Annotated in this window: 15 protein-coding genes and 1 other RNA gene; 8 read left to right on the forward strand and 8 right to left on the reverse strand. The window is 27.7% G+C overall.

The window, feature by feature from the left end; all coding sequences use genetic code 11:
- Window positions 1–30: 30 nt before the first annotated feature.
- Window positions 31–1,341, reverse strand: a complete 1,311-nt coding sequence (locus Q0V08_RS02530; RefSeq protein ID WP_297431812.1) for a hemolysin family protein — start codon at window positions 1,339–1,341, stop codon at window positions 31–33.
- Window positions 1,332–2,165 carry a diaminopimelate epimerase gene (dapF, locus tag Q0V08_RS02535; RefSeq protein WP_297431815.1) on the reverse strand — a complete coding sequence of 278 codons (834 nt, stop codon included), beginning with the start codon at window positions 2,163–2,165 and terminating at the stop codon, window positions 1,332–1,334. The genes Q0V08_RS02530 and dapF overlap by 10 nt, the downstream gene beginning before the upstream one ends.
- A 158-nt stretch (window positions 2,166–2,323) precedes the next feature.
- Here dapF and Q0V08_RS02540 point away from each other — a divergent pair, with 158 nt between their 5' ends.
- The 4 genes from Q0V08_RS02540 (at window position 2,324) to ffs (ending at window position 6,204) form a co-directional block, all read left to right on the forward strand.
- Window positions 2,324–3,913, forward strand: a complete 1,590-nt coding sequence (locus tag Q0V08_RS02540) for a ClC family H(+)/Cl(-) exchange transporter (protein ID WP_297431817.1) — start codon at window positions 2,324–2,326, stop codon at window positions 3,911–3,913.
- Between the two features lie 78 nt (window positions 3,914–3,991).
- A complete protein-coding gene (gene fabG, locus Q0V08_RS02545; RefSeq protein WP_297431819.1) occupies window positions 3,992–4,717 on the forward strand; it encodes a 3-oxoacyl-[acyl-carrier-protein] reductase in 726 nt (241 codons plus the stop codon).
- A 63-nt stretch (window positions 4,718–4,780) separates the two neighbouring features.
- The gene (locus Q0V08_RS02550) at window positions 4,781–6,046 is read left to right on the forward strand and encodes a hypothetical protein (RefSeq protein WP_297431821.1); all 1,266 of its coding nucleotides are present in this window, start codon (window positions 4,781–4,783) and stop codon (window positions 6,044–6,046) included.
- Between the two features lie 58 nt (window positions 6,047–6,104).
- Window positions 6,105–6,204: signal recognition particle sRNA small type (gene ffs / locus Q0V08_RS02555), an RNA gene on the forward strand.
- Window positions 6,205–6,281: 77 nt separating this feature from the next.
- Here ffs and efp read toward each other — a convergent pair.
- The 3 genes from efp to Q0V08_RS02570 are packed head-to-tail and all read right to left on the reverse strand — an operon-like array spanning window position 6,282 to window position 8,976.
- A complete protein-coding gene (gene efp / locus Q0V08_RS02560; protein ID WP_023051151.1) occupies window positions 6,282–6,845 on the reverse strand; it encodes an elongation factor P in 564 nt (187 codons plus the stop codon).
- Between the two features lie 11 nt (window positions 6,846–6,856).
- Window positions 6,857–8,020, reverse strand: coding sequence for an elongation factor P maturation arginine rhamnosyltransferase EarP (earP, locus tag Q0V08_RS02565; RefSeq protein ID WP_297431824.1), 1,164 nt, complete (start codon window positions 8,018–8,020; stop codon window positions 6,857–6,859).
- Window positions 8,020–8,976, reverse strand: coding sequence for an NADH:flavin oxidoreductase (locus tag Q0V08_RS02570; RefSeq protein WP_297431825.1), 957 nt, complete (start codon window positions 8,974–8,976; stop codon window positions 8,020–8,022). The genes earP and Q0V08_RS02570 overlap by 1 nt, the downstream gene beginning before the upstream one ends.
- 165 nt (window positions 8,977–9,141) lie before the next feature.
- Here Q0V08_RS02570 and Q0V08_RS02575 point away from each other — a divergent pair, with 165 nt between their 5' ends.
- From Q0V08_RS02575 to Q0V08_RS02590, 4 genes are read left to right on the forward strand one after another with little or no spacing between them, the layout of a single operon-like run.
- A complete protein-coding gene (locus tag Q0V08_RS02575) occupies window positions 9,142–10,764 on the forward strand; it encodes an ATP-binding cassette domain-containing protein (RefSeq protein ID WP_023051154.1) in 1,623 nt (540 codons plus the stop codon).
- A 59-nt stretch (window positions 10,765–10,823) separates the two neighbouring features.
- On the forward strand, window positions 10,824–11,354 hold the full coding sequence (locus tag Q0V08_RS02580) for a chromate transporter (RefSeq protein WP_297431828.1): 531 nt from the start codon (window positions 10,824–10,826) through the stop codon (window positions 11,352–11,354).
- Window positions 11,351–11,887, forward strand: a complete 537-nt coding sequence (locus Q0V08_RS02585) for a chromate transporter (protein WP_297431830.1) — start codon at window positions 11,351–11,353, stop codon at window positions 11,885–11,887. Before Q0V08_RS02580 ends, Q0V08_RS02585 begins: the two co-directional genes overlap by 4 nt.
- 31 nt (window positions 11,888–11,918) lie before the next feature.
- Window positions 11,919–12,686 carry a sulfite exporter TauE/SafE family protein gene (locus tag Q0V08_RS02590; protein WP_297431832.1) on the forward strand — a complete coding sequence of 256 codons (768 nt, stop codon included), beginning with the start codon at window positions 11,919–11,921 and terminating at the stop codon, window positions 12,684–12,686.
- 42 nt (window positions 12,687–12,728) lie between these two features.
- Here Q0V08_RS02590 and Q0V08_RS02595 read toward each other — a convergent pair whose 3' ends face one another.
- The 3 genes from Q0V08_RS02595 to Q0V08_RS02605 all read right to left on the reverse strand — a co-directional run.
- A complete protein-coding gene (locus Q0V08_RS02595) occupies window positions 12,729–14,036 on the reverse strand; it encodes a TOPRIM nucleotidyl transferase/hydrolase domain-containing protein (protein WP_297431834.1) in 1,308 nt (435 codons plus the stop codon).
- Window positions 14,037–14,050: 14 nt separating this feature from the next.
- The gene (locus Q0V08_RS02600; RefSeq protein WP_297431836.1) at window positions 14,051–14,506 is read right to left on the reverse strand and encodes a DUF2147 domain-containing protein; all 456 of its coding nucleotides are present in this window, start codon (window positions 14,504–14,506) and stop codon (window positions 14,051–14,053) included.
- 9 nt (window positions 14,507–14,515) lie between these two features.
- Window positions 14,516–14,985 (reverse strand): hypothetical protein (locus tag Q0V08_RS02605; RefSeq protein WP_297431837.1); only part of this gene is annotated, 470 nt, incomplete at its 5' end.

Raw genomic sequence — 14,985 nt, forward strand, 5'->3', positions numbered from 1 at the left:
GAAAAAAGGTAGCTTTGTAGGCTACCTTTTTTATTCATTCTCATTATTTTCTAAGTCATCTTTTGATTTTTTTTCCTCTTTTATAACTAAAAGTTGGTCTATTTTAAAATTATCTACATCTACCACTTCAAAACTATAACCATCAAACTCTATGTGTGCACCTTTTTTAGGTATGCTTTTTAACATATACATCATAAATCCAGCTATTGTTTCATAACTATCTTCTTCTGGAAACGCTTCTATTTCTAAAACTTTTTTTACATCTTCAGTGGCTGTGACTCCATCTATTAACCAAGAGCCATCTCCTCTTTTTATTATATATTCCTCTTGCATCGGATAAACTACATCACCCATTAAAGTTGAAACAACATCATTTAAAGTTATGACTCCTACAACATGAGCATACTCATTTAATATTACAGCAAAGTCCTCTCTAGCTTCATTAAATCTGTCCAACATCTCTGAAAGAGTAAGTGTATTAGGAATGATTAAAATATTTCTATTTGTTATCTCTTTTATATTTTGAAGTCCACTAGATTCTCCTTTTAAAATTCTAGGTAAAATATCTTTTGAACCAACATACCCATATATAGAATCTATATCGCTTTCACAAACTAAAAATTTAGAATGTGGATACTCTGCTATTTTTTGTTTTATACTTTCCTCTGTTTCTTCTAATGTAAAATATACTATTTCATCTCTTGTTGTCATTGCTGATGATACCCATCTTTGTTCAAGTTCAAATACATTTTCAATTAAGTGATGTTCTTTTGTATGAACTACCCCTGCTTCTGCTCCTGCATCTACTAAGGCAAAAATATCATCATGAGTTATTAATTCATCCCTTGAATTTGGTGTATTAAATACCTTAAAAACTAAATTAGCCACACCACTAAATATAAATACAATTGGTGTTAAAATTTTTATTGTCAAAGTCATTGGATTTACTAAAGTAAGCGCTATTTTCTCTGGATAAACCATTGCTAATCTTTTTGGTATTAAATCTGCAAATTCAATAAAACAACCTGTTACAAATATAAATGATATTAAAAATGCTATCGTTGGATTTCCTATGTATTTATTTATTATTGGTGATAATATTCCATCTCCAATTATACCAGCTAATATAGCTACTATATTTAATCCTATTTGTACAGTTGTAAAAAAGTTTCCTGGATTACTTTGAAGATCAATAACTTTTTTTGCATTTTCATTACCTTCATCCACTAATAACTGTAGCTTAATTTTTCTTGCTCCTGCCAAAGATATCTCTGCCATAGAGAAAAATGCACTTATCAAAATTAAAAAAAGAATAAACATTAACTTTTCTGCTATTCCCATACTATCTCTCCTTTAAATGTGGTTTCTGCTGTTCCTATCATAAATACTTCATCCCCTTTTAATTTAATTTTTAATACCCCACCCTCTGTTTCTACAACTACCTCATTATCTACTAATCCCAATAAATTAGAAATATAAACTCCAGAACACGATCCTGTTCCACAAGCTAGTGTTCTTCCTGCTCCTCTTTCCCATGTTTTTATTTTTATTCTATCTTTATCTAGAATTTGAATAAAATTTACATTTATATTTTTAGGAAATAATTTATCTTTTTCAATTTTTGCTCCTAGAGTATTCACATCAATACTTTCCAAATCTTCTTTTATTATTACTGCATGTGGAACTCCAATTAATACAGCTGAAAAAACTATATCTTCACCATCAATATTTATTTTTTCATTTATAACTTTATTTTTTTCTATCAATACTGGAATCTCTTTAGAATTTAATCTTGCTTTACCCATAGATATCATTATTGACTCCACTTTATTTTTATCATCTATAGTTAAATAAGCTATTTTTATTCCATCTCCTGTCTCTATTGTTATTTCGCTCTTTTTTACAATTTCCTCTTCGTAAATAAATTTAGAGAAACATCTAATCCCATTTCCACACATCTCACCTTTTGAACCGTCTGAATTATAGTAAACCATTTTTATATCAGCTTTTTGACTTTCCTCCGCAATCATTATACCATCTCCTCCAACTCCATAACGTCTATCACAAAGTTTTTGGGCCATCTTTGAATAATTTTCATATTTGTTTTTCACTCCATTAAAAAGTAAAAAATCATTACCAGCTCCTTGCATTTTATTGAATTTCAAATTAATCACCTCATTAGTATAACTTTCTATTACATTATATTCTACCCTATCCTTTCATTTAACGCAACCCCCTTCACTTTTGTTTGATTCTACTTTACTTTTCATAGGTTTTGTGTTAATATTCCCAAGTAGTACAATATGTCATCAAGGAGTTTTTTATGAGCAGAAAAAGAGAAATCAAAAATCATGTTGAACTTCTCCAAAAAGGAAATAGAGGTCTGTATGGACTCTCTCTTCTTGTAGGTGTTATTACTGGAGTTATCGTATCTATTTATAGATATGGTTTAGGAGTTGCTGGTAATCTTAGAGAACACTATATTAGTAGGGAACTTCTTACAAATCCCTCTAAACTTCTTTTAATATGGGGAATTTTTATCGTTATAGGTCTTTTTGTAGATTATTTATCTAGAAAATTTCCTACAACAGGTGGAAGCGGTATTCCACAAGTTAAAGCTTTAATTTTAAGAAAACTAGATTATATCTTTTGGATAAAAGAACTTTTAGTTAAGTTCTTTGGTGGTTTACTTGGTATTGGAGCTGGTTTATCTTTAGGTAGAGAGGGTCCTTCAGTACAATTGGGATCATATATTGGGTATGGATTTACTAAAATTTTTAAAAGAAATTATACTGATGAAAAATATCTTGTAACAGCTGGTTCAAGTGCTGGTTTAGCCGGTGCTTTTGGTGCACCATTAGCTGGAGTTGTATTTAGTATGGAAGAACTTCATCGTTTCTTTTCTTCAAAACTTATTATCTGCACATTCTTAGCTAGTATTTGCTCTAATTTTGTAGCTAGAAGAATTTTTGGTATGGACCCATCTTTTAATTTAAATATTAAGTATCCTACAGATGTTAATCCATATTTTCAATTTTTATTTTTTATAGTTTTTGGAATTGTTATTGCATTTTTTGGAAAACTTTTTACAGTTTCACTAATTAAAACACAAGATATTTTTAAAGATATTAAGCTTCCTAGAGCTATAAAAATATCATCTGTTATGACATTATCATTTATTATATGTTTTATTATGCCCGATATAACAGGTGGTGGACATCACTTAGTTGAAGAGTTACCTCACCTTAATCAAACAATACTATTTCTTTTATTAGTTTTTGTTGTTAAGCTATTATTTACAACAATATCATATGCAACTGGATTTCAAGGTGGTATATTCTTGCCAATGCTTGTTTTGGGTGCTATTCTTGGAAAAATTTATGCGTTAACACTTATAACAACTTTTAATCTTCATAGTGATTTTGTTATTCACTATATGATTTTAGGAATGGCTGGATTTTTTGTTGCTGTTGTTAGAGCTCCTATAACTGGAGTTATTTTAATTTTAGAAATGACTGGTAGTTTTGATCATCTTTTAGCAATTGCAACAGTTTCTATAGTAGCATACTATATTACAGATATTCTAAAATTAGAACCTATTTATGAAATTTTATATGAAAGAATGCCTAAGAAAAAAATTGAGGACGATTTAGAAGAAGACCGTCATGAACATCATGAAAAAACTCTAATTTGCATTCCTGTTTCTGCAGAATCTGAATTCGATGAAAAATTAATAAGAGATGTTGCTTGGCCTAAAAATACTCTTGTTGTTGCTATTAGAAGAGGAGAAACAGAATACATACCCAAAGGAAGTAGTAAAATTCTTGCTGGTGACGTTTTAGTTCTTTTACTTCCGGAAAAACAAGCTGATAAATTAAATGAAACTCTATTCAAAATGGGAACATCTCACTAATTTTTTAAGGAAATTATTGACATTTTTTTAAAATGATTATACTATTAAATGACACATGTATTTTATAGGAGGATCTATATGAATAGAATAGAAGGAAAAATTGCTTTAGTTACTGGAAGTGCTAGAGGAATTGGAAGAACTATAGTTGAGAAATTAGCTTCTGAAGGTGCTGAATTAGTTATATCATGTGATATGGGTGAAGCTACTTTCGAACAAACTAATGTTAGACACGAAATTTTAAATGTAACTGATAGAGATGCTATTAAAGAGTTAGTAAAAAAAATAAAAGATGAATTTGGTAGAATCGATATTCTTGTTAACAATGCAGGTATTACAAAAGATGCACCATTTGTTAGAATGAGTGAAGATGCTTGGGATGCTGTAATTAATGTTAACTTAAAAGGAGTTTTCAATATGACTCAAGCTGTTGCTCCTTTAATGACTAAAAACAAAAAAGGATCAATCGTTACTATATCATCTGTTGTAGGTTTATATGGAAACATTGGTCAAGCTAACTACGCTGCTACTAAAGGTGGAGTTATTGCAATGACTAAAACTTGGGCTAAAGAATTAGCTAGAAAAGGAGCTCAAGTTAGAGCTAACTGTGTTGCTCCTGGATTTATTTCTACTCCAATGACTGATGTTTTACCAGAAGATGTTATCAAAGGAATGCTTGAGAGAACAGCTTTAGGAAAATTAGGAATGCCTGAAGATATTGCTAACACTGTATTATTTTTAGCAAGTGATGAGTCTTCATACATTACTGGACAAACAATTGAAGTTAGTGGTGGATTAGCACTATAATCAAAACACATTATTTAAAGGCAGGAAATTTATTTCTTGCCTTTAATATTTTAGGAGGATTTTATGAAAAACAAAATGCTAGTTCTTACGTCTAGTATTTTAATATTTTTAACTATTCTTTTTTTGGGAAAAAATATATATTTTAAAAATATTATCACAAAACAGCTTTCAACTTCTTTTAAACAAGAAGTAACTATTAAAAATGCCAATTTTAATTTTTTTAATAACTCTTTTGAATTAAAAAAATTATCTTTACTTGAATATAATCTTTCAATTGAAAATGTTAAATGCAAAATGGATTTCAAAGCATTTTTTAAATCTAAAAATAATTTTACTATCAATGACTTAAATCTTACTGGAATTAGTTTTAATAATAATTCTGAATCTATACCCACTACTAATATAGGTAATTCAAATGAAAAAACTACTGAGTTTCTTAAAGAGATTGACAATAAAATACAATTTGATAAAAATTTATCTAAATTTTTTAGCTCTAGTTTTAATAAGGATAATTTTTCTAAAACTCTGTCTAATAATTTAATAAATTTTTTAATTCAAAATACAGATTATATTGATGTAATTATACAAAAAGAGGTTAATATACAATTTAAGGAACAAATTAATCATTTTTCTAAAAAAACAAAGGATCTTTTATTAAAAATAAAAGATAACAATAATTTAGAAAATAATAATAATATTTTTATTGAAAATATATCTTTTTCTGGAAAAATATCAAAAATAGATTTTAACGGTTCTTTTAAAAATTTTAATACTGATTTGTCTAAAAATGTCTCTTTACCTTTAAATATATTCTTATCACACGAAAATGGAAATGGTAAAATTTATGGAGATATTAATACAAATACTTTAGTTGGAAATATCTATGTTAGTCTTTCTAATTTTAATGTTCATTCCTTTTATAAAATAAATAACTATATTTCAAATGGTACTTTATCTAGTGAACAATTAATATCTATTTCTGGAGAAACTCTTAAAATTGATGGGACAACTATTATTGATAACATTAAGTTGAATAAAGATTTTCTTTTAAGCTCGCCTAATTTAGATGATATTAAAAAAAATATTCTTGAAGAACTTATAAAATTAACTGAGAATAACTATCATACTTTATCTATTACTAATTATTTTTCTAATAATATAGATATTGTTACAATTAAAACTTCAATTCCAAGTGAAGTTAAGAGAACTTTAATAAATAACCGAGAACTTTTTAGTGTTTTTTTAGAAAATCAATTAAAAAATAAATACGAAAATAATCTTAAAGAAAAAAAGAATAAAATTAAAAATTTCTTTAAAAATATTTTCTAATTTTTTTACTTGTATTTTTATTTATTTAATGATATAATTACATATGTCACAAGTGTGGTGACAGGAGCCTTATGGCGTATTATTATCGAACCGTGTCAGGTCTGGAAGGAAGCAGCACTAAGGTATTTAATACGGGTATAAGATTACTCCTGTTATCCCTTGTGGCATTTTTATTTTTTGAACATTTTCTATTAAACAAAAAAGGTTGAAGATATAATCTTCAACCTAATTTTTATTACTTTTTAATTCTCTCTACATATTCGTTAGATCTTGTATCAATCTTGATCCACTCATCTTGCTCAACGAATAAAGGTACTTGAATTTCAAATCCAGTATTTATTTTAGCTGGTTTCATTACTTTTCCAGAAGTATCTCCTCTTAATCCAGGCTCAGTATAAGTTACTTGTCTTTCAACGAAAGTTGGTAACTCAACAGCAACTGGAGTTGATTCGTAGTAAACTACCTCTAATTCCATTCCTTCTTCTAAATAGTTTAAAGCGTCTCCTAAATCCTCATCTTTTAACTCGATTTGATCCCAAGTCTCAGGATTTGAGAATACATAGAAATCTCCATCGTTATATGAGTAAACAGCTTTAACTTTATCAAGTCTGATATCATCCATTTTATCATCAGCTTTATATATAGCATCAGATATATTTCCGTTTAATAAGTTTTTCATTTTGTACTTCATTACAGCAGCGTTTCTTCCTGATTTGTTATACTCTGCTTTTAAAATTACGTAAGGATCGTTTCCAATCTTTACTGTACTTCCAGCTCTTAATTCTTGAGCAGTTTTCATAATTGAACCTCCTAATATTTTAAAATAAATTCATTTAATTTATCTATAAGATTACATTTTAATTCAATGTACTCTGAATAGCTTTGAGAAAGTTTTGAAATATTTTCAAACTCTTTAAAAAAATCATCAAACTTTTCACTTCCCAATTCTAAAGAGTTACTATCTCTTAAATTATAATCTCTTAATAGCTTTGTGTGAATATCTAACTCTTTATTTAATCCTAAACTTTTTAAAGTTTCATCATATCTTTTTATAAAACCATCAATCTTATCCATGTGAGCCATTTCATCTTGTAAATATATGTGCCATACAAACGGCTTTCCTGTTAGTAAAGCCCTTACAAAAGAATCCTCTCCTCTAACAAAATTATAATCTACTAAATTTATTAGTTCTTCATATTCCTCTTGTTCTAAAAATGGCATAAATTTAATTATAATATTTTCATATTTATAAATTCCTTCACTTAAACAAGTGATATTTAAATTTTCTATTATCTTATTTATACTCATTTGAGATTTTTCACCAAGTATTAACAAGCAATTTTCCTTACCATTTTTTAATAAGACATCTATTAATGGTAAAAAGTTTTTTTCATAACTGAATATAGTACCTATAAAATATTTTTCATCTATTTCAGGTATATATTTTTCTAAATAAAACTTTTTATTTTCTAAAACACTCTTTTTTCTATTTAGAAATAAACTATCTACTATTACTCCACCACTTTTTTCTGTAAATCCTGGCATAAAGAAAAATTTCTTTAATTTCCCAGCTCCAAGAGGTGATTCCATTAGATGTATTCCTTCTATCCAGTCTTCTCCAGACAAATACTCCAAATTTATTAATAGTGATGATTCTAACTTAGCTTTTTCTAAATACTCCTCTAAAATGTTACATCCAAAGGCCTCTATTATAACATTTGCAGGAGAAAATGTACATATATTTTTAGCTAAATATTCATTTGTTATATAAATAATTCCATCTATCTCTTGATAGTCTGTATCTTTTGCTTTTTTATTCATATTTACAAATTCATTTACTCTATTTAAAATAACTCTTATTTTAACATTACCATTATAAAAAGTTTTTAACTCTTTTGCAAGTCTATATACAACTCCAATATCTCCAAAATTATCGATGATTTCACAAAATATATCTAAACTTTTTACAATCATTATTTCACCATTTTTCCTGTTCTTTTATAATATTCTTTTTTAGCAAACTCAACCCAGTTAGGTCTTGCTATCATTCCTCTACCTATTGCTACAAGATCTAGCATTCCACTTTCTATTAATGCACTTGCCTGCTCTTCACTCTTAATATTTCTTACTCCTATTACTGGAATATTTACATGCTTTTTTATTTCAACTCCTAAATAAACTACCCAATCAAAGGGAAAATTTTCAGGAATATCTATTTTTACTTCTTGTTTCTTTTCTGGATTTGGAACTCCTGAAGATACGTGTATTAAATCAACTCCTATAGTTTCTAAATATTTCGCTATCGCTATTCCATCTTCTAGTTCAGGTTCATTTCCACCCATTCTATAACCTAATATAAAATTATCATCAAATAATTCTTTTGTTCTTTCAACTAAAGTTTTTGTAAAATACATTCTTTTTTCAAAAGATCCACCATATTTATCATCTCTAACATTCCACAACCTTGAGTTTAATTGAGATATCAAATATGTATGAGCTCCATGTATTTCTATTCCATCAAATCCAGATTTTTTAGCTCTTTTAAAGGCTTCTACAAATTGATCTAAAATTTTATCTAAAACTTCTTCTGAAACTCTTGCCACATCATCTTTAAATCCTGCATGATGAATTTGAATTAACATTGGAACATCATATTTTTTACCAATATCTGCTACTTTTGACAATCCATCAATAAAAGAATCATCCCATATTCCTATCTGATTATCCCTTAATTTCCCATCTTCTGCTACACAACTAGCTTCAACAATAATTAATCCTGTTCCACCTTCTGCTACATCTTTATACCACTCTAAAAGACCCTCAGTTACATACCCATCTTTTCCTACCATAGAAAATCTAACTAGTGGTGGCAAAACAACTCTATTTTTTAACTTCTTATTTTTTATATCCAAAGGAGTAAATAAATTCACTCTTTTTCCTCTCTTTCTTATACAAATTTTATAGAATATTCTAACATAATTTAAAAAAAAAGAAAATATATTATATTTCCTATTCTTAAAATTCATGATATAATATTTAAGATATGTGTTCAAAATTTAAATTTATATTATAAATATTTAGGAGGAAGTTTTTAAATGATAGCAACTAGTAATCTAAGTATGAGATTTTCTGGTAGAAAGCTTTTCGAGGATGTAAACGTTAAATTTACTCCTGGAAACTGTTATGGACTTATTGGAGCTAACGGTGCTGGAAAATCAACATTTGTAAAAATACTTTCAGGGGATTTAGATCCTACTGAGGGAGAAGTAATCTTTGATAAAAATAAAAGAATGGCTGTTCTTAAACAGGATCACTTTGCTCACGAAGATGAGTCAGTTATAAACGTTGTTTTAATGGGACATACAAAGCTTTGGAAAATAATCGAAGAGAGAAATGAAATTTATGCTAAAAGTGAATTCTCTGATGAAGATGGTATGAGAGCTGCTGAACTTGAAGGAGAGTTCGCTGAATTAAATGGATGGGAAGCTGAAACTGAAGCTGAGATGCTTTTAACAGGTCTTGGAATAACAGCTGACTTACATTATAAATTAATGAGAGAATTAAGCGAGCCTGATAAAGTTAAAGTTTTACTAGCTCAAGCTTTATTTGGAAATCCTGATGTTCTATTACTTGACGAGCCTACAAACGGACTTGATATTCAAGCTATAGCTTGGCTTGAGGAGTTCTTAATGAATTTAGAAGACACTACTGTTATTGTTGTATCTCACGATAGACACTTCTTAAATAAAGTTTGTACTCACATAGCTGATATCGACTATGGAAAAGTTAAGATGTATGTTGGAAACTACGATTTCTGGTACGAGTCTAACCAATTAATGCAAACATTAATAAATAATAAAAATAAAAAATTAGATCAAAAAAGACAAGAGCTTCAAGAGTTCATTGCTAGATTCAGTGCTAACGCATCTAAATCAAAACAAGCAACTTCTAGAAAGAAACAACTTGAGAAATTACAACTTGAAGATATGCAAATATCTAATAGAAAGTACCCATTTGTTGAATTCAAACCTGAAAGAGATGCTGGAAACAATCTTCTTAAAGTTGAAAATCTTACAAAAGTTATCGATGGAGTTAAGATTTTAGATAACGTATCATTTACAATAAATACAAATGATAAAGTTGTATTTATTTCTCAAAACGATATTGTTAAAACAACTCTATTCTCTATATTATCTGGTGAAATGGAAGCAGATAGCGGAACTTATACATGGGGAGTTACAACTACTCAAGCATATATGCCAAAAGATAACTCTGCATTCTTTGAGAACTGTGATTTAGATTTAATTGATTGGTTAAGACAATATTCTCCTGATCAACATGATGCTTTTGTTAGAGGATTCTTAGGAAGAATGTTATTCTCTGGAGAAGAGGCTACTAAAAAGGCTAAAGTTCTTTCTGGAGGAGAAAAAGTTAGATGTATGTTATCAAGAATGATGCTTACTAATGCAAATGTTTTAATCTTTGATAACCCTACTGACCACTTAGACCTTGAGTCAATCACATCTCTTAACAAAGCTTTAACTAATTTTAAAGGAACTATATTATTTGGAGCTCATGACCATGAGTTTATCCAAACTGTAGCTAATAGAATAATTGAAATAACTCCAAGTGGAATTGTTGATAAGTTAATGGAATATGACGATTATATCGCTGATGAAGAGTTACAAGCTAAAATTAAAGATATGTACAATGTATAATTAACAAATATAAAAAGCAGAGGTCTTCCTCTGCTTTTATTTCAATTAAGGGGGCTTTTATGTTAGAACTTTTTCTTACTTTTTTTAAGATTGGAATGTTTACCTTTGGAGGTGGATATGCTATGATTCCGCTTATAGAGCGAGAAATGATTTATGGAAAAAAATGGATTGATAAAGATGAACTTCTTGAAATAATCTCTATTTCACAAATGACACCAGGTCCTATTGCTATTAATGCTGCTACTTTTATTGGAAAAAAACGTATGGGTGTTTTAGGTTCTATTGCTGCTACTTTAGGAGTTGTTGGTCCTTCTCTTTTAGTTATAATTATAATTTCTGCATTTTTTGCTAAAAGTTTTCTAAATCCTACAATGCAAAAATTATTTATTGGTCTAAGAGCAGGAATTGCAGCACTTATTTTATCTTCTGTTATTAAGCTTTCTAAAAATACTCTAGTTGATAAATTAAGCTATTCTATATTTTTTATCTCTTTATTAAGTTTAGTTCTTTTTAATGTATCACCTATATTTCTAATTCTATTTTTTGGAATTGGTTGTATTTTATTTTTTACTATTAAGGGGGACAGATGATATACTTTATACTTTTTTATGAATTTTTTAAAATAGGACTTTTCTCTTTTGGTGGTGGATTAGCAATGCTTCCTCTTATGCAAGATGTGGTTTTTAGACAAAATTGGTTAACAGAACAACAATTTTTAGATATTATTGCAATATCTCAAGTTACACCTGGTCCTATTGCCATTAATACAGCTACTTTTGTTGGACATCAAGTGGCTGGAATTCCTGGAGCTTTCGTGGCTACCTTTAGTTCAGCACTACCATCTTTTATAGTTATTTTAATCGTTGCTAGTATTTTTTATAAAATAAAAGATAATCCGAAGAAAGATCTATTCTTTAGAGGAGTAAAACCAGTTACTTTAGCACTTATATCTTTTGCTGGAATAATTATTGCTAAACCAACTTTTTTTGTAAGTGATTACTCTCAAGGAATCAAGGCAACTTTTATTTTTCTTATTGTTTTTTTAGGAACTAAATATATTTCTAAAATCAATCCTATAGTTATTTTATTACTGACATCTTTACTTGGTATTTTTATTTTTTAAATATATTTAATCTAACATCTTAGGAGGTCTCATGTTTTTTATTTATTTTATAACTGCTATTTGTGCTACAACTTTAGGATCTTTAGCTGGACTTGGTGGTGGGGTAATTATTAAGCCTGTTCTTGATGCTTTAGGAGATTATAATTTGAGTACAGTAGGCATTTTATCCTCTGTTACAGTTTTTTCCATGGCACTTGTTGCTACTGTAAAGCAATTTAGGGCTGGATTTAAAGCTGACTTTAACACAACTATTTTAGCTATTGGTTCTATTTTAGGGGGGGGGATTGGAAAAAAAGCTTTTGATATCTTTTTAACTTTTTTTAAAAATGAAAGTTTTGGAAAAGGAGTTCAAGCTTTAATATTAATAGCACTTTTAAGTTTAGTTTTATTTAAAAACTATCTTCCAAAATATAAAATTAAAAATATTTTTATTATATTCTTAGTTGGACTTCTTCTCGGTGCAATCGCTTCATTTCTTGGAATTGGAGGTGGACCAATTAATGTAGCTATTTTAGTTATGCTTTTTGCCTTTTCTACTAGAAACGCTGCTGTTAGTTCAGTATTTATAATTTTATTATCTCAGTTTTCAAAACTGTTTTTAATCTCTATTGGAAGTGGATTTTCTACTTATAATTTACAAATGCTACCTTTTATGGTTATCGGTGGTGTTCTTGGTGGATTTATCGGAGCTAAACTTAATCATCGTCTATCAAATGAATACATTGAAAAAATATTTAATATTTCTATTATTTTTATAATATTAGTAAATATTTTTAATGTTTACACAGCTTTTAATTAATACTTTATAAAATAAAAAAGATAGAGTTTTTTATCTCTATCTTTATTTATATATTTTTTTTATTTTCTCTTCTAACTTTGAGGGAATTACATATTCATCTTCACTTATTTTTTGAAGAGTATAATATGGTTTATTTTTATAATTTTTTCTTTCTCTTTCCTCTTGATAGATTTCTTCCTCAATATCATTTTCAAACTCTATATAATCACCTATATATTTATTTATAAGTCCTTTTATTTTTTTATTTTTCATATTAGAATTTTCTATTTCAGTTTCATTTCTCCATTTATGATTATCCTTATCGTAAACTGCAATATATGGTATCTTATATGCATTTAAAATTTTTATAAATTGAGGAATAATACTTTTACTTCCACATTCCACAATAGAGTAATTATAATTATAAATCCCTAATTTTTTAGCTAAGTAAGATAGTGCGATTTTATCTGTTTGTCCCTCTACTAATATTACTTTTTTAGCGAAAAACATCTCTCCCCTATCTGGATTTATCCAATAGTTCATATTAAAATTTTTTATTTCATCTCCATTTAAAAGTTTCCCCACATATTGATAAACTTTTATCTCGTTTTGTATCTTCTTTATCAAACAAATTGATTTATACTGCTTTAATCCCACAAAATAACTAGAGTGAGTTTCTATAACTATCTGGACTCCTATCTCTGATAATTTAATTAATAAAGAGTACATCTCTCTACTTCTTTGAGGACTTAGGTGTAATTCTGGTTCTTCAAACATAAAAAAAATAGTATCTAATTTTCCATTTAAATTATCTTTATATTTTTCAATATCATCCAAAATATTTTTTAAGAAACTAAATAGAACTTTTCTTTGTAAACTTTGAGATAAAAAATTATCTTTTAAATATTGGATTTTGCTCTCAAGTTCTTTTACGATTTTACTTTCATTATTTTCTAAAATAAAAATATGTCTCATTTGGCATAGAGCATCGTATACTCCTGTATCTCTAGAGGATATAACTACTCCATTTATTTTTAAAAGTTTTATTTTAACTTCATCTAATGTTAACTCTTTTTCTTTTCCGTGATTTAAAATAAAATATCTATTCTCTTCTCCTAATTTTCTTAATAATTTAAAAGTAGAAAATCCAGAACTTTTTTCAAAATATTTTATTTTTATCTCTATATCCATTTTTTCATTTTTAAAATCACTATTTTGAATCTCATATTTTCCCAAAATTGCGGATAAACTTTTTAAAATGCTAGTTTTACCTCTATTCGACTCTCCGATTAATATCAATAATTTTTCAAACTCAATATTCAAATAGGTAATATTTTGCCAATTTTTTATACTCAATCTTTTTATTTCCATTTTTTCACCTACTTTTATTTTGGTAGTTGCACCCTTTTAACTTTCATAGAGTATCCTAAAACTCCCCATGGATCAATTGATCCTTTCAAACTTAACGTATTATCATCAATTACTTTAGCTGAACCATAGTATTTTTTTCCATTCCAAGAGTCGTATATCCAGCCATCTTCTAATGAAGTTCCTTGTTTATTTAGCTTTAATCCTCCAACAACTTGTAAATTTATAACCTTTCTATTTCTTAAATTTGAATTAGGATTTTTTCTATCTACCTGTTCAATTCCTTCCATAGGATCCCCTTTGGGATAAGTTAAATCTTTTAACCATCTTACATATCCCACATACTCTTTATTTACTTTCTCAATTTGAATTATTACTTTTCCATCTGGCATCTCCCAATATCCAGTATATGGATCTTTAGAAAAAAGTTGACTAACTATGATTAAAAATAAAATTATAAAATATTTTCTCATCCTTCCTCCTTAATCTAAAATAGAGACATACTCTTTCAACCCTCTTAATTCAAACAGTTTCTTTAAAACTTTTTTAGCTTCTTTCTTATTAATTGGAAATTCATTATCTTCTAAAATTTTAAACCCATTATAAGCATTTTCTGATACTTTTTTTAAATATTCTTCTCTTACAACTTTTTCATCTTTCTCAGTATATAATATTACTGACTTTAAAAGATTTATTTTTCCACTTTCCTCATCCTCTTCCATATCAAAAAAATCATCTAAAGCTTGTAAAGCCATACCTATTTCAAATATTCCTTTAGAATACTCTTTTAATTTTATATTTTCTTCAATTGCTAGTGGTACTTCCAAACTTATTTTCAATAACTCTCCACCTATTCCACTATGTATTTTTTCTAAAATATACTTTTCATTTGGATATTCTAAATACTGAGATTTATCTCGTAAACTTTCACTCATAGCAATAAGATATATTT

Origin of the sequence: uncultured Cetobacterium sp. (genome assembly GCF_947038635.1) — a bacterium.
GTDB lineage: Bacteria > Fusobacteriota > Fusobacteriia > Fusobacteriales > Fusobacteriaceae > Cetobacterium_A.